Raw genomic sequence first — 22,237 nt, 5'->3', positions numbered from 1 at the left:
TGTCCGGCTACGTCTCCTAAAATAATCGCTCGTTCGATTAATTTCCAGGGCGAGTGCCGGGGCCGGTGCATGAGGCTGGTCACATGGCGGATGCGAACCGGCGCGAGGCTTCCTAGATTCGGCATCGCGCACCCGGTCCCCGGTGCGCCGAGTCACGGGAGGCTGCGTGTACTACGGTGTCGTGTCGCACACGGTCGGGCCGCTGCTCCGCCTGCTCCTGCGCCCGCGCGTCGAGGGCAGGGAGAACATCCCGGCGGAGGGGCCGTTCATCCTGGCGAGCAACCACCTGTCGATGGCCGACAGCTTCGTCCTGTCGCCCGTCATCCCCCGCCGGCTGTGGTGGCTGGCGAGGGCCGAGTACTTCGAGCTGCCGGGCCCGGCCGGACGGGCGATCCGGTGGGCGATGTTCGCGCTGGGGAACGTCCCGATCAGGCGGGGCCCGACCCGCGCGGCCGTCCGCGCGCTGGAGCAGATGGTCGGCTACCTCGACGCGGGCGGCGGCGTCGCGATCTACCCGGAGGGGAGCCGCTCCCCGGACGGGCGCCTCTACCTCGGACGCCGGGGCGTGGCCTGGCTGGCGCTCAAGTCGGGTGCGAAGGTCGTCCCCGTCGCGCTGGGCGGGACCGACCGCATCATCCCGCTCGGGACGTGGCGTCCGCGGCTGAACGTCCGTCCGACCGTCCGCTTCGGTGAGCCGATGGACTTCTCCCGCTACAAGGACCTGCCGCCGGGGCAGGCCCGCCGCGTCATCACCGACGAGGTCATGGACGCCATCTGGAAACTGTCCGACCTGGAATGGGCGGGCACCCTGAACCCTCGGGCCGACGACGAATAGCGCCTCTTACGTCAGGACGCGCTCGGTGAGGAGCTGCTCGAACTCCTTCTCGAACTGCTCGTACTGGGCGCGGAGCGTCGGCCCAGGCCAATCGGCGGGGAGCAGTTCCGCCGGGAGGATCGGGTCGTTCATCAGGTGACGGAGCACGGCTGCGGCGAGCGTGAAGCGCTCGGCGATTGCGGGGGCCTCTGCCAGGGACGTGCCGAGGGAGCGGGCCTTGGCCGCCCACGCGTCGAGGCTCCAGAGGCTTGCGGCCAGCGCGGCGGGTTCCTCTTCCGGGCGTCCGCGCAGGAACGTGCACTGCCGCACGACGATGTCGGGACGCGCCCGGGTCAGGTTGTACGGGCGCAGCCAGGTGCCCTCGCGCAGCTCGGCGAGCCGGAGCGCGGACATGGCCTGCCGGAGCGCGGCCCGCTCCCCGGCCGGACGGCGCTCGGCGGTGATGACGGCGATCTCCCACGTCCCGTCCCAGGGGAGGGTCGGGGGGAGGCGGCTCTCGTCCTGCCGGGTCTGGCGTGCGAGAAGCCGTTCGCTGAGCGAGTACGAGCCACCGGACTGGACGAGATCGCCCGAATTCACCATGCGCGAGAGCGCGACGCGGATCGTTCCCTCCGCGATTCCGAACAGGCCGCCGACGCGGACCAGATAGCGGGCCGGGAGCTGCGGCGGGTGGACGCCCAGGAGCGTGCTCAGCACGACGGAGCGCGCGGTGAGGGGGCGGATCTCCAGGCTTTCCATGCTGGTCGAGACTTTATCCGGGTCGGTGGAGAGGCTCCCCAGATTACAGTCTTCCATCACGTGAAACTAGAGCGTAATGTCGGGGTATGGCGTCCTATCTGACCGAGCCGTTCGACCGGCTCCCGTTCGGCGGCGCGGAGAAGTCGCGCCGGTACGCTACCGAGCGCTACCAGGGGGCGGCCGGCCTCAACTGGTACGACTGCGACCCCACGCTGCGGTTCCTGATGCGCCGCCATCTCGGGGACGGATTCGGGTGGGCCGAGCCGCGGCTGCGCGAGATGGGCGCGCTGATGGGCGGCCCGATCGCCGAGCGGGCCGAGGAGACCGACCGGAACCCGCCGCGCCTGGAGAAGTACGACCGGTGGGGACGAGACATCAGCCAGGTCGTCATGCCACCGTCGTTCGAGGCGGCGCGCAGGGATCTCGTCGCGACGTCCTTCACGCGTCCCTCCTTTGTGGCGGAGGCGGAGGCGAACGGCGTCGACCCGGCCCCGCTGGGCGTGGCCTGGAGCTACCTCCTCGACCAGGCCGACATCGGCATGGCATGCGCGCTCGGCACCGGCGGCGACATGGTCGTCGCGCTGACCGAGGCGTTCGCGCCGGACGACGTCAAGGCGCGCGTGCGGGAACTGTTCGCCGAGGGGGAGATGTCCGGCGAGGCCGCGCAGATGCTCACCGAGCGCTCGGGCGGCTCCGACCTGGGCGCCCTGGAGTCGACCGCTTTCCGTGACGGCGACGCCTGGCGGCTCAACGGGCTCAAATGGTTCGCGTCCAACGCCAACGGTTCGGCATTCGTCGTGCTGGCCAAATCTGTAGGAGCCGAAGACGGCGTACGCGGGATCGCGCCGTTCCTCGTCCTGAGGGAGCGGCGTGACGGCTCGCGCAACGGCGTCCGAATCCGGCGCCTCAAGGACAAGCTGGGCACGCGCTCGGTGGCATCAGCAGAGATCGAGTTCACCGACGCGGAGGCGTTCCTGCTCGCCCCGTCCACAAGCGCGGGCCGGGGCGGCGACGGCAAGGGCCTGGCCCGCATGATGGAGCTGACGAACAACGCCCGCCTCGGCATCTCGATGATGGGCCTGGGCTGCGCCCGCCGCGCCCTGGTCGAGTCGCTCTGCTACGCCACCACACGTGAGGCGTTCGGCGCGCCGCTCGCCGAGCAGCCGCTGATGCGGCGGAAGCTCGCCGAGCTGATCGTGGAGACCGAGGCCGTCCAGGCGCTCGTGTTCGACGGCTACCTGGGCCGTCCGAGGCTGCGCGTCGGCGCCGCGCTGATCAAGCTGCGCGCCGCGCGGCTCGGGGTGACGGCGGCAAGCGACGCCATCGAGATCCACGGCGGGAACGGCTACATCGAGCAGTGGCCGGTGGCCCGCATCCTTCGGGACGCGCAGGTCAACCCCATCTGGGAGGGCGGCGACAACATCCTGTGCCTGGACGTCCGCCGCGCCATCGAACGCCAGGACGCCCACGAACCGTTCCTAGACCGCCTCACCGAAGCCGTCCAGCAGGCCCCACCCGGCGACGACGCCACCGCCGACCTGGTCACCGACCGCATAGCCCACCTCCGCGAGGCCATAAACAGGTGGCGCGGCCTGGACAGAACCGTGGCCGAGGCACGCCTCTACCCCCTGGCCCAGTACATGGCGGACGTCTACGCAGCGGCACTGCTCCTGGAACAGGCCGGATGGGAACGCGCCGACTCGGGTACAGATCGCAAGGCGCTAGTAGCACGCCTCTACGCTCGTTCTCGTCTAGCCGACACAGGCCCGCTCCGCGCCATCGACGCCCCGGCGGAGGACCAGGAACGCTTCAAGGACCTGACCGACGGCGCCCTGATCGACACCCGCGACTGACCGGGAGGCCCAGGTGGCGGTGCGGACCGAACGGAACGGCCCGGTGACCACCGTGGTCATGTCCCGCCCCGAGACCCGCAACGCCATCGACGGTCCGACGGCCCGCGACCTGGCCGCCGCCTTCCGAGCCTTCGATGCAGACAAAAGCGCGAGCGTGGCAGTCCTATGGGGCGACGGCGGGACGTTCTGCTCCGGCGCCGACCTGACCTCGATCGGCACCGAGACGTCCCCACGCGTCGACCCGCCCCCGGCAGACGGCCCACTCGGCTGCACCCGCCTACGCCTGTCCAAGCCGGTGATAGCGGCCGTAGCCGGGCACGCCGTAGCAGGCGGGCTGGAACTCGCACTCTGGTGCGACCTACGCGTCGTCGAGGACGACGCGACGTTCGGCGTCTACTGCCGCCGCTGGGGCGTCCCCCTGGTGGACGGCGGGACGTTCCGGCTCCCCAGGCTGATCGGCACGAGCCGCGCCATGGACCTGATCCTCACGGGCCGCCCGGTGACCGCCGCAGAAGCGTTCGACATCGGCTTGGCGAACCGCCTCGTCCCACCCGGAGAGTCGCGGCGCGCCGCCGAAGAACTGGCGGCCGAACTGGCCGCTCTCCCTCAAACATGCCTGCGCAACGACCGCCTGTCCGTCCTGGACACGGAGGGCTTGCCGGACGACGAGGCGATCGCCGTCGAGTACCGGCACGGCCTCGGATCGCTGGACGACGCGGTCAAGGGCGCCGCCAGATTCACGGAACGCCGTGGCCCAGGCGAGTAAGTTGATCATTACCGGAGTGATGCTCGAACCGACCCAGGAGCCGACGCGTGACGCTCACCGTGGACGAAGCCGGACTCGCGATCGCCGACCCGAAGACCTACGCCGACGACCGTCGCCTGCACGAGGCGCTCGCGCTGCTGCGCCGCGAGTCCCCGGTGCATCGCGTCGAAGCGCCCGGCTACAACCCGTTCTGGGCCGTCACCAAGCATGAGGACATCATGGAGGTCGAACGGAACCACGACCGGTTCCTGAACGCCCCGCGCCCCCTCCTCGCCACCGCCCGCTTCGACGAGTTGAACCGCCAGCGCGCTCAGGACGGCATCGCCCTGCGCACCCTCGTCCACATGGACGACCCGGACCACCGCGTCTTCCGCGCGGTCGGCGCCGACTGGTTCCGGCCCCGGGCGATGCGCGACCTGGAGCCCCGCATCCGCGAACTCGCCCGCCGCTACGTCGACCGGATGGCCGAGGCGGGCGGCGAATGTGACTTCGCGCAAGAGATCGCCGCGAATTTCCCACTGTACGTGATCCTCTCGCTGCTGGGGCTCCCCGAGAGCGACTTCGACCGGATGCTGAAGCTCACGCAAGAACTGTTCGGCGGCGACGACGATGAGTACCGGCGCGGCGCGTCCGAGGAGGAGAAACTCGAGGTCCTGCTCGACTTCTTCGCCTACTTCCAAGAACTGACGAAAGAACGCCGGAAGAACCCGACCGGCGACCTCGCATCCGCGATCGCCAACGCACGCGTGTTCGGCGAGCCGCTGAACGACTTCGACACCGCGTCCTACTACGTCATCGTCGCGACGGCCGGGCACGACACCACCAGCGCCACGATCACCGGCGGCCTGCACGCGCTGATCGAACACCCCGACCAGCTCGGCCGCCTCCGCGAGCACCCCGAACTGATGCCGCTGGCCGTGGACGAGATGATCCGCTGGGTCACGCCGGTCAAAGAGTTCATGCGCACCGCCGTCCACGACACCGAACTGCATGGCGTCCAGATCCGCGAGGGCGACTCGCTGCTGCTCTCCTACCCGTCCGCGAACCGCGACGAGGACGTCTTCGACGACCCGTTCCGCTTCGACGTAGGCCGCGACCCGAACAAACACCTGGCATTCGGATTCGGCGTCCACTACTGCCTAGGCGCAGCGTTGGCCCGCGTAGAACTCCGCGCGTTCTTCGAGGAACTCCTGCCTCGCCTGGAATCCATAGAGCTGGCAGGCGAACCCGTCGGAATCGCAACAACGTTCGTCGGCGGCCTCAAACGACTCCCCGTCCGGTATTCGTTGCGCTAGCGGACGCGGTGCAGCAGCTCCTCGCCCCGACCAAGCCGCCGACAGTTCTCCACCGCAACCGCGAAATACCGATCCCAGGTCTCACGCGTTAGCCAAGCCACATGCGGCATGACGACGACGTTGTCGAGCGCCAGCAGCGGGTTGCCCGCGCCGACGGGCTCACTCTCGAAGACGTCCAGCCCAGCTCCACCCAACCGCCCCGACTCCAGCGCGGCCACCAGCGCGGCTTCATCGATCACCGCCCCGCGCGCCGTATTCACAACAACGGCGCCCGCTGGCAACAACGCAAGCCGTTCAGCGTCCAGTAGATGATGGGTCTCGTCCGTCAACGGCACGTGCACCGAAACAACATCACTTGACCGGAGCAACTCGTCCAGCTCCCGCCAGGCCGGATCGACCCGAGGACGCCGCGACGTGAACAGCACCCGGGCGCCAACCGCCTCCAGCATCCCGCGCAGCAAGGTCGCGATCTCACCACCACCAAGCAGCCCGACCGTCCGCCCGCCGAGCTCCCCGCCCACCAGCCCCCGATCCGCCGGCCACCCCTCGCCCCGCCGCGTCCGCGCATCAAACGGAACGACCCGGCGAAGCACGGCCAGCATCAGCAGCAGACTCGTCTCCGCGACGGCCTGCGCGTTCTGCCCGGGCATGTTCGCCACCGCGATCCCGCGCTCCTCGGCCGCGTCCAGATCGATGGTGTTGACACCCGTCCCGAGCTTCTGGATCAACCGCAACGTGGGCGCCCGATCCATATCGTCAGCCGTCAACGGCCGCAGCACATGCCAGAGGACCTCAGCGTCCGGCAACAACTCATAGAACCGCGCATCGTCCTGCTCCGAGCAACTAACAACATCAAGCCCCGAAGCCTCATGCTCCATGTCAAAGTGCAACAACACCCGCATCACGAACCCCTTCCCACCTTCCAGATCATGACGCATCCCCACAACGGCCACCCAACAGACCAGCGTGGGCACCCTCCACGACCCCGTGCCGCACCGTCTTCGCCACATCCCCCGCACGCCCCTGCCTGCGGCGCGGCTCAAGATAGGCTGATCTTTCAGGTATGGCCGCCGGGGCTGACGATCGTGGGGGCGGGACGATGAACGACCGGCTGATCGAGCTGGAAGTACAGAACTTTCGCAGCCTGCGCAAAATCACCGTGCCACTAGGCCCGCTCAATGTGCTCGTAGGACCGAACGGCGCGGGAAAGACCAACGTGCTGGAAGTCTTCCGCTTCCTCGCCGACGTTATTCGCACAGATCTAGAGCCGGCGCTGGAACTTCGAGGAGGGTTCGATGAACTGGTCTTCTGGGGAGGGCCGAAAGAACCCGCGTCGTTCCGGATCAAGCTGAAGGCGACATGGACGGCGCACAGCAGCCCCAGCGCCCCGGACGAGTACACCCTCCGAGTGGAACGGCGAGCGCAACCCGAGACGAGCCCCTCGCTCAGGCGGCATGAGAACTTCCGGTTCAACCGGCCTCAGGGAGATGGGCAGCGCAGCATCGCCATCTCTGGACAGACGGTGAGCGTCGAGGACATCAGCCGGAACCGGGAGCCCACCAAGGGACACAGCCTCGGGATCCGCCGCCTGAGCAGCGGCCTGTCCACGCTGCCTCGCCTTTCCGATGACGAGGGTGGCAACGAGGTCGCCACTGTGGCAGAGCGTCTCGCGTCATTTCGAGTCTTCGACATCGACGTCGACAGGGCTCGCCGCCCGACCCGCTTCCGGAGATCCGGAATGCTGGAGGACGACGCCTCGAACCTCGCGGATTTCCTGCTTCTCCTGGAGGAGCAGCAACGCCCGGTGCTCGAACAGCTCGTGGAAGACGCGATGGAAGTACTTCCACAACTGGACGGCCTGAGCTTTGAGTATCCGTCGAGGGCCGCAAGCGAAGTCGTCGTGGTTCTTCATGAGAGAGGGTTGCGTAGACCGACGCAATTGGCCGATGCCTCGTACGGCACCATCCGTCTGCTCGGTCTACTGGCCATGCTCTACGACCCCCGTCCCCCCGCTCTCACGTGCGTTGAGGAGATCGACCATGGGCTTCACCCGCAGGCCCTTGAGCTCTTGGTCGAGCGTCTGCGCGAGGCGAGTGTGCGCACGCAGTTCCTGATCGCGACCCACTCACCGGCCTTCGCGGACAGATTGAAGCCGGGCGAACTGCTTGTGTGCGAGCGACTTGACGACGGCTCGTCCGCGATTCCCGCCATCCCGGAGGCCAAGGTCAAGGAGATCGCCGAGAGCAGCGACGACCTCCCGCTTGGACGGCTCTGGTTCTCGGGGGCGCTGGGCGGCTCCCTGTGAGTCGAAAGGCCGGGACAAGGATCCGGGCCACGCGGCGCCCGATCGTCGTACTGGCGGGCGAGGACCGCAATGATCGGCGGTGCCTTCGCATCCTGCTGGAAGCGCACTGCGATGACATGCGTGGTCGGCTGGTAGAGGTCAACGAGCCGGTGAGGCTACTCAAAGTGCCTGCGGCTCGCCTGCCGCAGAGGATCTCCGACCTGGCGCGATTAGTGCGAGCGCGAGCCGTCGCCGAGGGGGCCGAGCTAGCCTGCGTCTTCGTCCACGAGGATCTCGACGGCACTGACGGTGACGCTTATCCCGAGATCCATCACCGGGTGCAGGAAGCACTGCGCGCGGAGCTGGGCAACGTCCACTACGTGCTGGCCGTCGAGGAAATGGAGGCTTGGCTGCTCCTGTTTCCCGATGCGTTGTCCGACCTGGTCGGCTCATGGAAGGTCCCGGCGAAGTACCGGGGAAAGGACACAGGTCGGCTGGCGGACCCCAAGGGGATCCTGATGCGGGAGGTCTCCAAAGGAGGACGGCGCTACCGGGAGTCGGATGCGCCTGCCGTCTTGGAGAAGGCCATAACGCTGGAGCTCCTCCGCGACCCAGTTGGCTCCAACCGCTCGTGGACGCGATTCGGCACGGACATCGAGACCTGCTGCCGCGATCACCTCAAGCAGCCGACGAAGCGAAAGTGACCAGCGCAGGCATACAGCCGCTTCTCAGGAAGCTGACCATCCCTGCTCGGTCAACTGGCCACGGACCAGATCAGCGATAGCTCGCATCTCTTCGGCGCCGTCCGCGTGGTCGAGGCTCTCTTCAACGGCAGCCCATTCATCCAGAACAGAGACGACCAACGCCCATTGCGAGCCCTCCAAGACCATCGTCGACATCTGTCCTGGGGTCGGCCAAGTCAGGAAGCCCGTCACGTCCCGCGGCCAACCCGGGATCTGGTCCCATCCGGCCTGGCGGATGCTGGAGCCGAGGTCGACCACGCCCCTCGGATCGCCGTCCTGGGCCTCTGTGATCACTTCGTTGTCCATGGTGCCGTCGATGACCAGCCACTGCCGAGTCTCCATGCGCACCTGGTAGCCGGCTTCTTCACGTGATGGGCTCACAACGATGATCGTCGCGGGTCGCTCCCAACGGAGCAACAGCCAACAAAGCTTGACAAGCTGCAGGGCGGGCAATGGTCTAATCGGTGATCCCGGCGTAGGCGATCACCTTCCTGGGGCGCAGCCGGACGACGATCTCGCCGGGCACCCCGTTGCGCTTGCCGAACTCCTCGGCCTGGTCCGGTCCCGCGTACCGGGCGCCGGCCCGGGTGGCGACATCGATCAGCTCGTCCGGGTCCTCACTCAAGGTCACTTCGCCGCGGGCCTCGACGTAGGCGAAGGGCGGGGCGTCGTCGTCGACACACAGCGCCGCGCGCGGATTACGCCGCAGGTTGCGCGCCTTGACCGTTCCGCCGTTGGTGGTGAACGCGAACACTTCGCCGTCGAAGACGTACCAGACGGGAGTGATGTGCGGTGCGCCGTCGGGCCCGACCGTCGAGAACTTCCCCGTGCGGGCCCCGCGCGTGACGAAGTCGTGCCACTCCTGTGTCGACATGGTGTGCATGGACATCCCCTTTCCCTCGATGCGCCCGGCGCCGGTTCTGCGGAGCGGGTCCGTGGCCGCTCACCCGGCCCCGGAGCGGCGGCGGGCGGGCACTGACGCCGCGACCAGGTCATAGGAGTGCGCGACCAGGTCCTTGACCAGCGTGGGGGTGATTTCCTGGCCCGCGGCCAGAGAGATCCAGTGCTTCTTGTTCAGGTACCGGCCCGCCATGATCGATTCGTGCCGTCGCCGCAGGGACCGCGCATGCTCGGGCTCGGCCTTCACGGTGATGATCTGCTCATGCGGGTCGTCGGTGACGATGAGGAAGACCTTCCCCGCCACCTTGTAGACGTCCAGCTTGTCGGTGAACGGCCGACCGTGGCTGACGCCGGGAAGCCCGCCCGCCGTGCTGCGGGCCAGGCGCTGAAGCCGGTTTCCGGTGATGGCCATGGCCGCCTCACCCGGTGCCGAACCGCAGAGCATTCCCGTTCAACGCAGCAACCTCCTCGGCGGTCCGTAAGTACGGGCGCGCGACACCGCACGCGCCACTGCCCACCCTCAGCCCGGCTCCCTCACCGAACGCTTCAACAGGCATTTCGTGCGACTTCAGCCCCCTACCCGCCTGTGGGCGCATCCGTACGGGAAGCAGTCATGCGTGCGCAAAGAATCCGCCAGCGCTCAGACCGGGCGACCCGCAGTCAACGCGCCGGAGTCCGGCACCGCCGCCCGACCGTCCCACCGCGCCAGCTACAACGACACCCTTGCCCAACTGATCGACACCCCTGGCGGCGCGGCCGGACGCACCTCCGCCGAACTTCAGGCTTGATCGCCGACGTTGGCGGCGGCCTTTGGCTCGCGTGGCCTTCTGATTTAGCGCGGCTTGGGTAGGTCGAAAGTTCCGGGGTCGGCCAGCCGCTGCATCGCCTGGCTGGACACGTTGGCGACCTGGTCGAAGTCGCGGTCGTAGTGCATGAGAGTGACGTCATGCAGGTCCGCGGTTGCAGCGACAAGCAGGTCAAGGGGGCTGGGAGCGCGGTGTTGCCCGCGGGTCGTCAGTTCCGCCTGAACCGCCAGAGCGCGCTCATGGCCCAGGTCGGACCGGACAGCACAGAGCCCCCGACCGCCGTCTGGTCGAGGGCTCGTCGAGTAGTACGCGGGTCAGGTCGGGTCGTGGTGGCCGTTCTTGATTTGGCGGGTGAGGGCGTGCCATGCGGTGGGGGCGAGGGTGAGCTTGGGGCCGTGCGGGTCCTTGGAGTCTCGAACACCGATGTTGCGTTGCAGCCCTGCAACTTCGACGCAGTCACTCTGGCTGCCGCTGCTTCCACTACGGGTTGACTTGCGCCAGATGGGAGTCACTGAAAGCCCTCCATAACTTGCCTTATGCGCTCAAGGGACGCATCAGCGTCCATAGCTCGATCACTGATGCGGTCGAACCGTACTCGGAAGGAGCGTACATCCGCCGCATCCTGGACCAGCCTCCCCTCCTCGGCGGCCTCGATGTAGGCCGAGTCCACGCCGTCCACAGTCATGATCTTGAACGATCCGTCCCGTCCCACGTGGGCGCCTTTGGCCTTGGGGACGATCCGGATCGTGATGTTCGGGAGCGCGGCGAGCTCCAGGAGGCGGGCGAGCTGCTCGCGCATGATCTCGGGCGAGCCGACGGGCTGCGTGATGACGCCCTCGTCGAGGATCACCCGCAGGAGCGGCGGCGGATCGTTCTTTAGGCATTCCTGCCGCTTCATGCGCTTCGCGACTCGCGCGTCGATGTCCAGGAATCCGGCCGCCGACACCTGAGCTCGCGTGTAGCCCTCGGTCTGAAGCAATCCGGGAACCCATAGGGCTTCCCATATCCGCTGTTCAGACGCCCGCTCTTCGAGATCGAGATACGCCTGGAACCACTCGCGGTCGTGGCCCTCTTTGGCGAAGCGGACGAGCGTCACGAAGAGCTCGCCCGTGTTCCACGCGTCGTCGGCCACGCGCGCGAGCTCCTCGGTGAGCTTGATCTCTCCCAGCTCAAGTCGCGAAACAGTAGAGCGATCGCGATCGAAGAGCAGAGCGAGATCTCCACCTGAGAGCCCTCGCTCATCACGGTGTCTGCGCAGTTGAACGGCAATGAGACTCCACAGGGAGTCCGCTGGATTCGGTGACTCTCGACGTGGCATCGGTGACCCTCCGAACTTGCGTCTGTTGCGCGAACCTTCCGAAGGTAACCCGAGAGGCGCATCCTTGTCCGTGGAACGAGGCGACCGACACCAGTCAGGAGTCCGGAGATGCAAGCCCCCGCGTCGCGCACGCACCTTGATGACCAGGCCCTTGCCCGGCTTCGGGCGGAATTTGTCGGATATCGGTTCTGGCGGGCCGTGCGGGTGGACGGGTCGCTCGGGGAGTGGGTGGCGAGCCTGCATGACCCGGCGGCGGGGGTCGACCCGACCGTCATGTGCCCCACGGCCGAGGAACTGCGCGCGGCGCTGGTCAAGGAGGGTCAGCGCGCCGAGATGCGCGCGAGGTTCCGGTGACGCGCGGAGGTGCCGTGAGGCTCCGCGTTGGTCGCCGGTTCCGGGGCCGCTGGTCATAGGCCGGCGGGCCCGGAAGCGCGGGCGGTGCACTCCGTCCCCCCGGGTGCACCGTCCGCGTTCCGCCGCCGAGAAGACGAGCACACAGTGAGGTGAACCGATGAGTTTCGACAAGGGACGGCACGCGGGGGCCGTGGACGCGCCGCCGCGCAACGAGCGGCGCGAGTACCTCTCCGCGTTGCACGAGGGCGTGCGGACTCACCCGGAGTTGGCGGGCGGGCTAATCGAGCGGCGCGGCGTGAGCTGGGTGAGCGTCGTCCGGTACGGCGGTCCGCGCCGGACGGCCGAGATCGGCTGCGACTTCCGTGACGGCGGGTGGTGGTTCTGCTGGGCGGCTGGCGGCCACGCCTTCGCCTCCGCGTCCGACATCGCCGGTGCGCTCGACGCGATCACGCGCGAGCTCGCGGAGGTGGACGGGCATCTCCCCAGACTCCGCACTCCGGGCCAAAAGGCGCGCACCTGGAGCGGCGGCATCAACCACGAGGCGCGCGCCGCTGGAGGGCACGTGACCATCACCGCTGACCGGGCCGCCAGTTCGTCCCGCTCGAGGTGTGGAACCTCCTGGCCTAGAACCTGCGGCGCTACCACCGCGTCACGCTCGGCTACGCCGAGCGGATGCTGGGGCAGGCGCTGGTCTTTCTGAAGGCGCAGGCGGAGATCGTGCGGGCTCGGCGGGAGGGGCGGGTGTGGGAGCGGATCGTGGCGACCTCGCCCGTGGGCCCGGCATGGCACGCGTTCATGCTGCGGTCGCAGGCCTACGGCGCGTTGCGCGAGGAGCGCGCGGGTGAGTACATCCACCACGTGCCCTTCCAGGACGAGGCCATGGTGAGCGGTGAGGAGCGGGCGGTGCGTGCGCTGCGGGCGATCGAGACGGGGTGCTGGCCGTGCTCGGGACGGACGGGACCTGTCACTGAGCACGACGACGGGCGTCCCCTCGCCCGCTGCGGGGGGTGGGCGAGGGGCGTGACGGCGGGGTTCGTCCTGGCAGGGAGCGTGTGGCTCAGGGGCACGGCTTCCATTTGAGGTGATAGATCTGCTTGATGCTGCCGTCGAAGGAGCTCATGGAGGCGGAGTTGACCTTGAGCTTGTCGAATCCCGGGAGGACTCGCAGTTCCGTGGTGATGTCGAGCGCCGGCTCCGTGCCGCACTGTTGCCACACGAGCTGGGACGCCGTGTCGGTGAACTGGAAGTTGTCGTCATAGACGCCGCGAGCTTCGTGGGTCTTCAATTCGTTCTGCGGGCCGTCCTGGAAGTTGTGGTTGGTCTTGAGGATGGCCCGCGCGCCGGACTGAAGCTGGAAGGTCCCGCGGTAGTCCGTTTGCGAGATGGCGTAGGAATAGCCCTTTCGGAAGTTCATGTCCAGTCTGAGCCGACAGTCCCTCAGCCCGTCGGCGGGCTTTGAGGAACCGCCCGCATGGGCCGTGTAGTCGGCGAAAGTGAGGGAGAAGCTTTCGAAGTCGTCCGCCATCCGCGCCGCGACGGTGCCGCCCTCGCACCCGGAGCCGCTCTGGCTCAGGATCTTGATCTCGATGGGCGGGAAACTCGTCGGCGCGGACGCGGCGGCCGGTGTGAGGGACGCGGCGGTCAGCGCGAGCGCGGCGGCGGCCACGGCCGGAAGTGCGATCCCTTTGTGCATGCGATTCTCTTTCCCGGGGTTGATCTGCTTGGTGCAGCGGTGTTCGCCAGGCATCACCGCCGTGCTGCGGGTACGGTCGGTGAGCCCCCGATACGCGTTGTGGCCACCCAGGACGGGCCAGGTCGCGGTTCTGGTCGCCACTAGGGCGGCCGGCGGATTCCTGTGTCTGTCCACTGTCGACCTCCAAGGGCCGGGGGTGCCGACGCGGGCACAGAATGCAACCATTGATCATCCGCCGGATGAAGCAACTGTTGATCGGCTTGGCGGGGAAGTCAAGATAAAACAGCGGGCAAAGACGTCCACGAATGTCCACGGCATGTGTCCGCGCAGGTCAGTGCGCGGGTGTCCACTAAGGAGGACAACGACCTGTGGACACCGTTTCCGGTCCGGGCCCGGAGAACATTACGACGGTCGAGGAATTCAAGGCTCAGTTGCGTGCCCTGAAGGCGTGGTCGGGGCTTCATTCCGGGAACTCGAGCGGCGCGCTCGCCTGGCGGGCGACACGTTGCTTTGCAGCACCGGTGAGGCAATGGTCACTTCACGTCGCCGCAACCTGCCTCGCGAGGAGCAGGTCGACTTCCGCCACTGGTCCTGCAAGCCGTAGGCCGCCGCCACGATCGGCCCGCTTCGTTATCGTGGTGATCATGACGCTGCCGCCGTGGCCTGAGGTTCCGATCGTGCAGGCTCCGATGGCGGGCGGGCCGTCCACTCCGGCCTTGGCCGCTGCCGTGTCGGACGCGGGCGGTCTCGGGTTCCTCGCCGCCGGATACAAGACCGTCGAGGCGATGCGGGCCGACATCGCGGCGACGCGGGAGCTGACGTCCCGGCCGTTCGGGATGAACGTCTTCATGCCGCCGGACGACGAGATCGACCCCGCCGCCGTTGCCGCCTACCGCGATCGGCTCCTCCCTGACGCCGAGCGCCTGGGTGTCTCGCCGGGCATTCCCGCCGCCCGTGACGACGGCTACGAGGCAAAGGTCGCCGCTCTGCTGGCCGACCCTCCGGCGTTCGTGAGCTTCACGTTCGGCTGCCCGTCCGCGGACCTCATCGGGGCCTTCCAGGACAGCGGCGCCGTGGTGATCGTCACCGTGACCGGCGTTGAGGAGGCCCGGCAGGCTTCGGCCGCCGATGTGCTGTGTGTTCAGGGGGCGGAGGCGGGTGGGCATCAGGGTTCCTTCACCAACACGTTGGGTGATCCTGTGCCGTTGCGCACTCTGCTTCAGGACGTTCTCGCCGTCTCGGGCCAGCCGCTCATCGCGACGGGTGGGCTGGGGACGGCCGAGGACGTCGCCGACGTCCTGGGGCTCGGGGCTGCGGCCGCGCAGTTGGGGACGGTGTTCGTGCGGTGTCCGGAGAGTGGCGCGAGTGCCGTCCACAAGTCGGCGCTGGCCGATCCGCGCTTCACCTCGACGGCCATGACCAGGGCGTTCAGCGGACGGCCCGCGCGCGGCCTCGTCAACCGGTTCCTTACCGAGCATTCCGCGTATGCGCCCGCCGCCTACCCCGACGTCCATTACGTCACCTCGCCGTTGCGCAAGGCGTCCGCTGCGGCGGGTGATCCCGATGGGGTCAATCTGTGGGCCGGGGAGTCCTTCCGGAACGCGGCCGAGACCCCGGCCGGTCAGCTCGTCGCGGCCTTGTCAGGGGGCTGACGCGCTTCGTTGCCCCAGTTCCAGAGTGCCTGGAGGACAGGGCCAAGCGCGCGGCCGTGCGGGGTCAGGGCGTAGCGCGTGCGTGGTGGCCACCCTGGTTCTCGCCGGCGGTCCAAGACACCGGACTGGACGAGGTGCGCCAGGCGGTCGGTCAGGACCTTGTCCGAGAGCGTGGGCAGGGCCTGGCGTAGTTCGCTGAAGGAATGGTCGTGGCGGAGAAGCTCCCGGACGACGAGGGTCGTCCAGCGTCCGCGCAGGGCGTCCAGGGTGATCTCTACCGGGCAGGACGGGCTCGGCTCGGCGACGTCCGCCCGGGGATCGGCGGGCAGACCCGGGCGGCCAACCGTTTGGTTAGTCACGAAGCGGCCTCCTAGCGTCCGGGGCAGTGCCATCCCTGTCTACCGCGAAGGATCACCATGCGCCCACTTGCCGACCGGCCCGACGACGTCCCCGCGGTGTTCGCGGAGCGGTTCAACGGTGGTGATCCCGCCGCGCTGGCCGAGGTGTACGAGGACGGTGCCGTGTTCGTCCCGGAGCCGGGGACGCCGCTCACCGGAGCGGCCGCCCACGCCGCGAACGTGCAGTTCATGGACCTGGGAGTGCCGATCAGGGTGAATCCCCGGCACGTCTATACCGCCGGAGATCTCGCGCTGCTGATCGTCGACTGGGTAATCGACGGCGTGGACCGTGCCGGGCACGCCGTTCATATCGAGGGCACGGCCACCGACGTCGCTCGCCGTGGATCCGACGGCCATTGGCGGTACGTCATTGACAATCCCTTCGGCTGTGCCCGGTCCGGCCGGCCGGCATAGCCCATGAGGTCGGTTTAGAGGTCTTCCAGGTCCGGAATGACGCCGCTACTCTGCTACTGGCGTCCAATGCCGGTTTTGTGCCAAGCGCTTGGGAGAGTTCCGTCAGGGACTTTGTGTCTGGCCCTCCACCGGCTCCTCAGTGCCCCCCGTCCTGCCGAGGAGTCCCGTGAAACACCACCCCCCCAAGCGTTTCAACTTCATGCACAGACGATGGTCGGCGCTCACCGCCGCCCTGGCCTCGGTGGCCACGGCGATCCTGCTGTCGGCCGTCGCGCTGGTCGTGTTGTCGGCGCCCTCGTCCGCCCAGCCGTCCCTGGCCGCCGCCTGCACCTACCCCGCGTGGAGCGAGGGCAACGCCTACACGGCCGGGACAAAGGTCTCCTACAGCGGCCGCGGCTACGAGTCCCTCGTCTCCCACACCGCCTACAGGGGCGCCAACTGGAACCCGGCCGCCACCCCCACCCTGTGGCGTGACCTCGGCGCCTGCGAGGACTCGCAGACCACCCCGCCCACCACCCCGACCACGACGCCTCCCACCACCACGCCGCCCACCGAGGGCGAGCCGACCTGCGCCCTCAAGGGCAAGCCCGCCGGCAAGGTGCTGCAGGGCTACTGGGAGAACTGGGACGGCGCGTCCAACGGCGTCCACCCGCCGTTCGGCTGGAGCCCGATCGAGAACCCGATCTTCAAGCAGCACGGCTACAACGTCTACAACGCGGCGTTCCCCGTGATCCGCTCTGACGGCACCGTCCTCTGGGAGGACGGCATGGACAACACGGTGAAGGTCGCCACCCCCGAGCAGATGTGCGCGGCCAAGGAAGCCGGCGCGACGATCCTGATGTCGATCGGCGGCGCGACCGCCGGCATCGACCTCGGCTCCCGCAGCGTCGCCGACCGGTTCATCGAGACGATCGTGCCGATCCTGAAGAAGTACAACTTCGACGGCATCGACATCGACATCGAGACCGGCCTGACCGGCTCGGGCAGCCCGGCCACGCCGTCCACGTCCCAGGCCAACCTGATCCACATCATCGACGGCGTGCTCGCCGCGATGCCGGCCAACTTCGGCCTCACCATGGCGCCGGAGACCGCGTACGTGACCGGCGGCAGCGTCACCTACGGCTCCATCTGGGGCGCGTACCTGCCGATCATCAAGAAGTACGCCGACAACGGCCGCCTCTGGTGGCTGAACATGCAGTACTACAACGGCAGCATGTACGGCTGCTCCGGCGACTCCTACTCGGCCGGGACGGTCGAGGGCTTCGTCAAGCAGACCGAGTGCCTGAACAAGGGCCTCGTGATCCAAGGCGTCACCATCAAGGTGCCCTACGACAAGCAGGCCCCGGGCCTGCCCGCGCAGCCGGGCGCCGGCGGCGGGTACATGTCGACGAGCCTGGTCAGCCAGGCATGGAACAGCTTCAACGGGCAGCTCAAGGGCCTGATGACCTGGTCCATGAACTGGGACGGCTCGAAGAACTGGACCTTCGGCGACAACGTGAAGAGGCTCCAGGGCCGCTAGCGGTTCAACCCTCGCAGTGACGGGCCCGGCGGTACCCACCGCCGGGCCCGTCCCGCGTCCGCCTCGACCTTTGGCAGGGCCGGGCGGCTTGACCCATGGTGGGCTCGGCCGCTTGGCCTTGAGCACGGCGGCTTGACCTTGACGCCGGTGTGAAGGGATACCGTCGCAATCGGGCATAGCGGTCGCGGAGTGAGCGAGGAGGGGCCGATGCGGATCGGGGAGCTGGCCGCCCGCGCCGGAGTGAGCACCCGCACCCTGCGCTACTACGAGCAGCAGGGGCTGCTGCCCGCGCGGCGCGCCGCCAACGGCTACCGGCAGTACGAGGAGTCGGACGTCCGGCTCGTCGCGGAGATCCGCTCGCTGCTGGCGGCCGGTTTCACGCTGGACGACACCCGCCCGTTCGTCGACTGCCTCCGCGCCGGGCACCGCGACGGTGCCGCCTGCCCCGAATCGGTCGCGGTCTACCAGCGCAAACTCGCCGAGATCGACGGCGACATCCGCGCGCTGATCCGCCGCCGCGCCGACATTTCCGACCAGATGGCCCGGGCCTGCCCGGGCTGCCTGCTCACCCGGGAGGGGACGAATGATCAACCTGACGGCGGAGGACTTCGACGCTCGCGTGCTCCACGCCGAGAAGCCGGTACTGGTCGAATTCTGGGCGGACTGGTGCCCGCCATGCAGGATGATCGCACCGATCCTTGAGCAGATCGAGGCGGAGCACGGCGACCGCCTGACGGTCGCGAAACTCAATGGCGACGACCATCCCGAAATCGTGGCCCGGTATGGCGTGATGGGCTTCCCGACGCTGAACCTCTACCGGGACGGGGAAGTCGTCCGGCAGATCGTCGGAGCCAAGCCCAAGCGGCTCCTTCTCGCCGACCTGGAAGGCCATTTCTGACGCGCTGTGCAAGGCTCGTGATCGTGAACCACGACGACACCCGCCAGGGCTACGACACCGTCGCCGAATCGTACGCCGCGAGATTCCGTGACGAACTCGCCGCCAAACCGCTCGACCGTGCCCTGCTCGCGTCCCTCATCGAACAAACGGCCCCTGACGCCCCTGTTGCCGACCTCGGCTGCGGCCCAGGGCACATAGCGGCCTGGCTCAGCGAAAGAGGCGCGAAGAGTGTAGGAATCGACCTCTCCGCGGCGATGGTCTCGACCGGACGTCGCGAGCACCCGAACGTGGAGTTCCGCGTGGGCGACCTGCTCGAACTGCCCGCGGCGGACGGCGAGTTCGGCTCGGCCATCGCGTTCTACTCCATCATCCACCTGGCGCCGGCCGAGCTGCCGAGGGCCTTCGCTGAGGTCCGCCGGACGCTCCGTCCCGCAGGGCTGTTCCTTGTCGCCTTCCATGTCGGCACGCACATCCGCCATTTGGACGAGTGGTGGGGCCACAAAGTGAACATCGACTTCCAATTCTTCGAGGCCGCACACGTCGCCGATCTTCTAGAGGACGCAGGATTCAAGGTGGAGATGCGAATGGAACGCGTCCACCATCCCGACGAGGTGGAAACCCGCCGCGCCTACCTCCTCGCCCGCCGCGCCTGATCCGTGGCCGGCCTGGGCGCCATCTGGGTCGGTGAATACCTGTCTCCCTGCCGCAGATTGCCGGTCCAGAACAAGTGACCACTGGGCCACCCATATAGGGAGAGTGCGACGTTCCCGGGTGGTGGCTACATATGGCCCTTTCGCCACTGTCAATGCGGACACCCAGTGTAATTGACTGACTGCACACGGAATTCGGCCTGGTCATGACCGGCCGGAATCCGGGCACGCGAGTCGATCACCCCCACCCAAGGAGCCGCCATGTCCATGGCAGCATGCGCGCGAACCCCGTCCAGAACCATCCTCGGCGCCCTCGCCCTGGCCGCGTCCGGGCTGGTCGCAGCCCCCGCACCCGCGGCCCACGCCCAGGACGTCGACCTGGTCTGCACCGCCACGTTCCAGTTCAACTTCACCCCGGCGCTGGACTTCAACACCGTCGACGCGGACGGCAACGCCACGATCGTCAGCTGCCAGTCCCCGAACGGTAGCCGGCCGGAGCTGCTGTCGGGCCAGGTCAACGGAACGCCCGGGGCGGTGGCCGAGGGCTGCGCCCCGTTGCCGCTGCAGATCGGGGGCGAAGCGGCGATCGAGTGGAACACTGGGGGCACCAGCGAGCTCACGTTCGAGATCAGTACCGACCCCACCAGCGGGGACCTCGGCTTGTCGGCCCAGGTCGACGGCGGCGTGATGGCCGGGGACACCATCACCGCCGTGCCCGTGATCGTCAGCCAGGACGGCCTCTGCGGACTCGGCGGCGTGCGAAGTTTCACGGCGAACGCCGCCGTGGTGACCTTCACCAACTGAGCCATCCCCGTGGCCCCGCGCCGTCCACCAGCGACCTCCCGCTCACGCTGCTGGATCCCGGCGCGGTCGAGCCTCACGCCTCACGGAACGAACTCCTCTCAGGCGTGCGCCGGGTCCGCCCTGCCTCTCCTCATGGCGGACCCGGCGAACGCCGCGAACCGGAGCGGGAGGTGGCATTCTGGGCGATGTGAGTGATCTTGATCGTGTTCGGCTGCGGCTCGATCGGATTCGCGCCGCGATCGGCGACATCGACCCGGTTTTCCTCGACACGCCCGCGCTGGAGTGCGCGACGCTCGGCCGGGCGCTCGGCTGCTCGCTGACGCTGAAGATCGAGACGCTCAATCCGGTGCGCAGCTTCAAAGGGCGCGGCACGGAAACGGTGGTGGCCGCGGCCCGCGCGAAGGGCGCGTCGCGGATGGTGTGCGCGAGCGCCGGGAACCTCGGGCAGGCGCTGGCCTACAGCGGCTCGCGCCGGGGCCTGGACGTCACCGTCGTCGCGGCGACCACCGCCAACCCGCTCAAGCTGCGCCGGATCGCCGACCTCGGCGCGCGGGTGCGGCTCGAAGGCGAGGACATCGAGGACGCCCGCCTGCTGGCACGCGAGATCGCGGAGACCGATGGCGCCTACCTGGTCGAGGACAGCTTGGACCTGGCGACCTGCGAAGGCGCCGCGACCATCGGCCTTGAGCTCGTCCGGGACGATCCGGCGCTCGACGTCGTGCTCGTGGCCCTCGGCGGCGGAGCGATGGCCAGCGGGGTGGGCTACGTCCTGCGCTCGCTCGCCGGTCACGCGCAGGTGATCGGAATCCAGCCCGCCGGAGCGCCCGCGATGTCGCTGTCGTGGCGGCGGGGCACGGTCGTCGAGACCGACCGCATCGAGACCATCGCGGACGGTGTCGCGGGGCGCTGCCCCATCCCCGAGGTGCTGGACGACCTGCTCGTCGTCCTCGACGACGTGGCGCTCGTGGGCGAGGACTCGATCAAGGCCGGCATGCGCGCGCTCCACGAGCACGCGGGCCTCGTCGTCGAACCATCTGCCGCGCTCGGGGTCGCCGCCGTCCTGGAGCAGCCCGAGCGGTTCGCCGGACGCCGCGTCACCACCATCCTGTGCGGAAGCAACGTAGAACCCGCCGATTTCGCCCGATGGGTGCTGGAACCATCCGCAAGCACCGGCCGCCGATGACCCGCCAGGACCGAACGCCCGGCGATTTGCTCGACGAACACCGTTCGTCCTACAGTGACGATCACTTCGACGAGACGCTCTCCAGAAGGACGCCGCAACGCGGGAGCGTCCCACCTCCCTGAGGTGTCGGAGGGGCGGCAGCAGTCTTTGTCGACCCTTCCCCCCGGAGGTTCTGCTCATGAACGTCGGTATCGGCCTGCCCATCGGAGACCCGGCCGTCCTGCTCGACTGGGCGCGGCGCGCCGACGCCGGACCCTTCAACACGCTCGGCCTGCTCGACCGGCTCGTCTTCCACAACCCCGAACCCCTGGTCGCGCTCGCCGTCCTGGCGGGCGCCACCTCTCGCGTCCGCGTCCAGACGGAAGTGCTGCTCGCCCCGCTGCGCGAGCCCGCCCTGCTGGCCAAGCAGGCCGCCACGCTGGACCGGATGACCGGCGGCCGGCTGGTCCTCGGCCTCGGCGTCGGGAGCCGGGACGACGACCACCGGGTCACGGGCGTCGACATCCGCACCCGGGGCCGCCGCCTGGACGAGCAGATGGCGGTGATGCGCCGCATCTGGTCCGGCGAGCGGTACGGCGACGACGTCGGCCCGATCGGCCCCGCCCCGGCCCGTCCCGGCGGCCCCGAGGTGCTCTTCGGCGGCTTCAAGCGCGCCGCACTCGCCCGCGTCGCACGCTGGGGCGACGGATTCCTCGCGGCCGCGGAGCCGTCATGGGCAGGCGGACTGTTCGACACCGTCCGCGCGCTCTGGAAGGAGCACGGCCGCGACGGCGAGCCCCGCCTCGTCGCGCAGGTCAACGTCGCGCTCGGTCCGCAGGACGTGATCGACGACGCCCGCGCCAACATGCACATGTATTACACGTTCACCGGCATGCCCGAACGGATGGTCGCCGGAATGCTCACGACCCCCGCCCAGATCCGTGACGCCGTCGCCGCCTTCGCCGACCTGGGCGCCGACGAGGTCATGCTCTACTGCTACGGCCTCGACCCCACCCAGGTGGACCGCCTGGCAGACGTCCTGTAAAGGCCGGAGCGCGTAGGCCAAATGGTCACTGAAGCCCTGGCTGCACGACATCGAGCCCGTCGGCATCTCTCATGGTTCTGTCGGCGTACTCCTGGAAGTGCAGAGCCGGT

The 22,237-nt window shown here is 68.5% G+C and carries 28 protein-coding genes; 18 read left to right on the top strand and 10 right to left on the bottom strand.

The window, feature by feature from the left end; genetic code table 11:
- Window positions 1–166: 166 nt before the first annotated feature.
- Window positions 167–835: a lysophospholipid acyltransferase family protein gene (locus tag ACH34S_RS10445; protein ID WP_395952291.1), complete on the top strand. Its 669-nt coding sequence runs from the start codon at window positions 167–169 to the stop codon at window positions 833–835.
- Between the two features lie 6 nt (window positions 836–841).
- On the opposite strand, the gene ACH34S_RS10440 is transcribed toward ACH34S_RS10445, so the two are convergent.
- On the bottom strand, window positions 842–1,573 hold the full coding sequence (locus ACH34S_RS10440) for a PaaX family transcriptional regulator C-terminal domain-containing protein (protein ID WP_395952290.1): 732 nt from the start codon (window positions 1,571–1,573) through the stop codon (window positions 842–844).
- Window positions 1,574–1,659: 86 nt separating this feature from the next.
- Here ACH34S_RS10440 and ACH34S_RS10435 point away from each other — a divergent pair, with 86 nt between their 5' ends.
- From ACH34S_RS10435 to ACH34S_RS10425, 3 genes are read left to right on the top strand one after another with little or no spacing between them, the layout of a single operon-like run.
- On the top strand, window positions 1,660–3,426 hold the full coding sequence (locus ACH34S_RS10435; RefSeq protein WP_395952289.1) for an acyl-CoA dehydrogenase family protein: 1,767 nt from the start codon (window positions 1,660–1,662) through the stop codon (window positions 3,424–3,426).
- Between the two features lie 13 nt (window positions 3,427–3,439).
- Entirely contained in the window at window positions 3,440–4,192 is a 753-nt protein-coding gene (locus ACH34S_RS10430) for a crotonase/enoyl-CoA hydratase family protein (RefSeq protein WP_395952288.1), read from the top strand.
- A gap of 47 nt (window positions 4,193–4,239) precedes the next feature.
- Window positions 4,240–5,487, top strand: a complete 1,248-nt coding sequence (locus tag ACH34S_RS10425) for a cytochrome P450 (RefSeq protein ID WP_395952287.1) — start codon at window positions 4,240–4,242, stop codon at window positions 5,485–5,487.
- Here the strand turns inward: ACH34S_RS10425 and ACH34S_RS10420 are convergent.
- Window positions 5,484–6,389 carry an NAD(P)-dependent oxidoreductase gene (locus ACH34S_RS10420; protein ID WP_395952286.1) on the bottom strand — a complete coding sequence of 302 codons (906 nt, stop codon included), beginning with the start codon at window positions 6,387–6,389 and terminating at the stop codon, window positions 5,484–5,486. The two genes, ACH34S_RS10425 and ACH34S_RS10420, sit on opposite strands and share 4 nt — an antisense overlap.
- A gap of 197 nt (window positions 6,390–6,586) precedes the next feature.
- On the opposite strand from ACH34S_RS10420, the gene ACH34S_RS10415 reads away from it, so the two are divergent.
- Window positions 6,587–7,792: an AAA family ATPase gene (locus tag ACH34S_RS10415; protein ID WP_395952285.1), complete on the top strand. Its 1,206-nt coding sequence runs from the start codon at window positions 6,587–6,589 to the stop codon at window positions 7,790–7,792.
- Window positions 7,793–7,908: 116 nt separating this feature from the next.
- On the top strand, window positions 7,909–8,475 hold the full coding sequence (locus ACH34S_RS10410; protein WP_395952284.1) for a hypothetical protein: 567 nt from the start codon (window positions 7,909–7,911) through the stop codon (window positions 8,473–8,475).
- Between the two features lie 24 nt (window positions 8,476–8,499).
- On the opposite strand, the gene ACH34S_RS10405 is transcribed toward ACH34S_RS10410, so the two are convergent.
- The 6 genes from ACH34S_RS10405 to ACH34S_RS10380 form a co-directional block, all read right to left on the bottom strand.
- The gene (locus ACH34S_RS10405; protein WP_395952283.1) at window positions 8,500–8,895 is read right to left on the bottom strand and encodes a hypothetical protein; all 396 of its coding nucleotides are present in this window, start codon (window positions 8,893–8,895) and stop codon (window positions 8,500–8,502) included.
- 76 nt (window positions 8,896–8,971) lie between these two features.
- Window positions 8,972–9,403, bottom strand: coding sequence for a PPOX class F420-dependent oxidoreductase (locus ACH34S_RS10400; RefSeq protein ID WP_395952282.1), 432 nt, complete (start codon window positions 9,401–9,403; stop codon window positions 8,972–8,974).
- Window positions 9,404–9,457: 54 nt separating this feature from the next.
- Window positions 9,458–9,826 (bottom strand): MmcQ/YjbR family DNA-binding protein, encoded by a 369-nt coding sequence (locus ACH34S_RS10395; protein ID WP_395952281.1) that lies wholly within the window; start codon window positions 9,824–9,826, stop codon window positions 9,458–9,460.
- 420 nt (window positions 9,827–10,246) lie between these two features.
- Window positions 10,247–10,432 (bottom strand): PIN domain-containing protein, encoded by a 186-nt coding sequence (locus ACH34S_RS10390; protein ID WP_395952430.1) that lies wholly within the window; start codon window positions 10,430–10,432, stop codon window positions 10,247–10,249.
- A 102-nt stretch (window positions 10,433–10,534) separates the two neighbouring features.
- A complete protein-coding gene (locus tag ACH34S_RS10385; RefSeq protein ID WP_395952280.1) occupies window positions 10,535–10,732 on the bottom strand; it encodes a DUF397 domain-containing protein in 198 nt (65 codons plus the stop codon).
- Entirely contained in the window at window positions 10,729–11,538 is an 810-nt protein-coding gene (locus ACH34S_RS10380) for a helix-turn-helix domain-containing protein (protein WP_395952279.1), read from the bottom strand. Before ACH34S_RS10380 ends, ACH34S_RS10385 begins: the two co-directional genes overlap by 4 nt.
- A gap of 108 nt (window positions 11,539–11,646) precedes the next feature.
- On the opposite strand from ACH34S_RS10380, the gene ACH34S_RS10375 reads away from it, so the two are divergent.
- The 3 genes from ACH34S_RS10375 to ACH34S_RS10365 all read left to right on the top strand — a co-directional run bounded on the left by ACH34S_RS10375 (window position 11,647) and on the right by ACH34S_RS10365 (window position 12,972).
- Window positions 11,647–11,892, top strand: coding sequence for a hypothetical protein (locus ACH34S_RS10375; protein WP_395952278.1), 246 nt, complete (start codon window positions 11,647–11,649; stop codon window positions 11,890–11,892).
- A gap of 157 nt (window positions 11,893–12,049) precedes the next feature.
- Window positions 12,050–12,592 (top strand): hypothetical protein, encoded by a 543-nt coding sequence (locus ACH34S_RS10370; protein ID WP_395952277.1) that lies wholly within the window; start codon window positions 12,050–12,052, stop codon window positions 12,590–12,592.
- The gene (locus tag ACH34S_RS10365) at window positions 12,565–12,972 is read left to right on the top strand and encodes a hypothetical protein (protein WP_395952276.1); all 408 of its coding nucleotides are present in this window, start codon (window positions 12,565–12,567) and stop codon (window positions 12,970–12,972) included. Before ACH34S_RS10370 ends, ACH34S_RS10365 begins: the two co-directional genes overlap by 28 nt.
- Here ACH34S_RS10365 and ACH34S_RS10360 read toward each other — a convergent pair.
- A complete protein-coding gene (locus ACH34S_RS10360) occupies window positions 12,950–13,759 on the bottom strand; it encodes a DUF4360 domain-containing protein (RefSeq protein WP_395952275.1) in 810 nt (269 codons plus the stop codon). The genes ACH34S_RS10365 and ACH34S_RS10360 overlap by 23 nt on opposite strands.
- A 194-nt stretch (window positions 13,760–13,953) precedes the next feature.
- Between ACH34S_RS10360 and ACH34S_RS10355 the strand changes: the two genes are divergently transcribed.
- The gene (locus ACH34S_RS10355; RefSeq protein ID WP_395952274.1) at window positions 13,954–15,237 is read left to right on the top strand and encodes a nitronate monooxygenase; all 1,284 of its coding nucleotides are present in this window, start codon (window positions 13,954–13,956) and stop codon (window positions 15,235–15,237) included.
- On the opposite strand, the gene ACH34S_RS10350 is transcribed toward ACH34S_RS10355, so the two are convergent.
- Window positions 15,207–15,596, bottom strand: coding sequence for a winged helix-turn-helix transcriptional regulator (locus tag ACH34S_RS10350; protein WP_395952273.1), 390 nt, complete (start codon window positions 15,594–15,596; stop codon window positions 15,207–15,209). The genes ACH34S_RS10355 and ACH34S_RS10350 overlap by 31 nt on opposite strands.
- Window positions 15,597–15,653: 57 nt before the next feature.
- On the opposite strand from ACH34S_RS10350, the gene ACH34S_RS10345 reads away from it, so the two are divergent.
- The 8 genes from ACH34S_RS10345 to ACH34S_RS10310 all read left to right on the top strand — a co-directional run bounded on the left by ACH34S_RS10345 (window position 15,654) and on the right by ACH34S_RS10310 (window position 22,127).
- On the top strand, window positions 15,654–16,049 hold the full coding sequence (locus ACH34S_RS10345; RefSeq protein ID WP_395952272.1) for a YybH family protein: 396 nt from the start codon (window positions 15,654–15,656) through the stop codon (window positions 16,047–16,049).
- A 166-nt stretch (window positions 16,050–16,215) separates the two neighbouring features.
- Window positions 16,216–17,568, top strand: coding sequence for a carbohydrate-binding protein (locus ACH34S_RS10340; RefSeq protein ID WP_395952271.1), 1,353 nt, complete (start codon window positions 16,216–16,218; stop codon window positions 17,566–17,568).
- A 207-nt stretch (window positions 17,569–17,775) separates the two neighbouring features.
- Entirely contained in the window at window positions 17,776–18,270 is a 495-nt protein-coding gene (locus ACH34S_RS10335) for a MerR family transcriptional regulator (protein WP_395952270.1), read from the top strand.
- Complete coding sequence (gene trxA, locus ACH34S_RS10330; RefSeq protein ID WP_395952269.1) at window positions 18,152–18,466, top strand: thioredoxin; 315 nt, start codon at window positions 18,152–18,154, stop codon at window positions 18,464–18,466. The genes ACH34S_RS10335 and trxA overlap by 119 nt, the downstream gene beginning before the upstream one ends.
- Before the next feature lie 23 nt (window positions 18,467–18,489).
- Entirely contained in the window at window positions 18,490–19,119 is a 630-nt protein-coding gene (locus ACH34S_RS10325) for a class I SAM-dependent methyltransferase (RefSeq protein WP_395952268.1), read from the top strand.
- Between the two features lie 258 nt (window positions 19,120–19,377).
- The gene (locus tag ACH34S_RS10320) at window positions 19,378–19,920 is read left to right on the top strand and encodes a hypothetical protein (RefSeq protein WP_395952267.1); all 543 of its coding nucleotides are present in this window, start codon (window positions 19,378–19,380) and stop codon (window positions 19,918–19,920) included.
- A 187-nt stretch (window positions 19,921–20,107) separates the two neighbouring features.
- Window positions 20,108–21,103, top strand: a complete 996-nt coding sequence (locus ACH34S_RS10315; RefSeq protein ID WP_395952266.1) for a threonine/serine dehydratase — start codon at window positions 20,108–20,110, stop codon at window positions 21,101–21,103.
- A 178-nt stretch (window positions 21,104–21,281) separates the two neighbouring features.
- The gene (locus ACH34S_RS10310; RefSeq protein WP_395952265.1) at window positions 21,282–22,127 is read left to right on the top strand and encodes an LLM class flavin-dependent oxidoreductase; all 846 of its coding nucleotides are present in this window, start codon (window positions 21,282–21,284) and stop codon (window positions 22,125–22,127) included.
- Window positions 22,128–22,237 lie beyond the last annotated feature (110 nt).

The sequence above is a fragment of the Actinomadura sp. 3N508 genome, from assembly GCF_044326375.1.
Lineage (GTDB): Bacteria > Actinomycetota > Actinomycetes > Streptosporangiales > Streptosporangiaceae > Spirillospora.
Note: the sequence above shows the minus strand (reverse complement) of the source record. Positions and strands in the feature narration are given on the sequence as shown.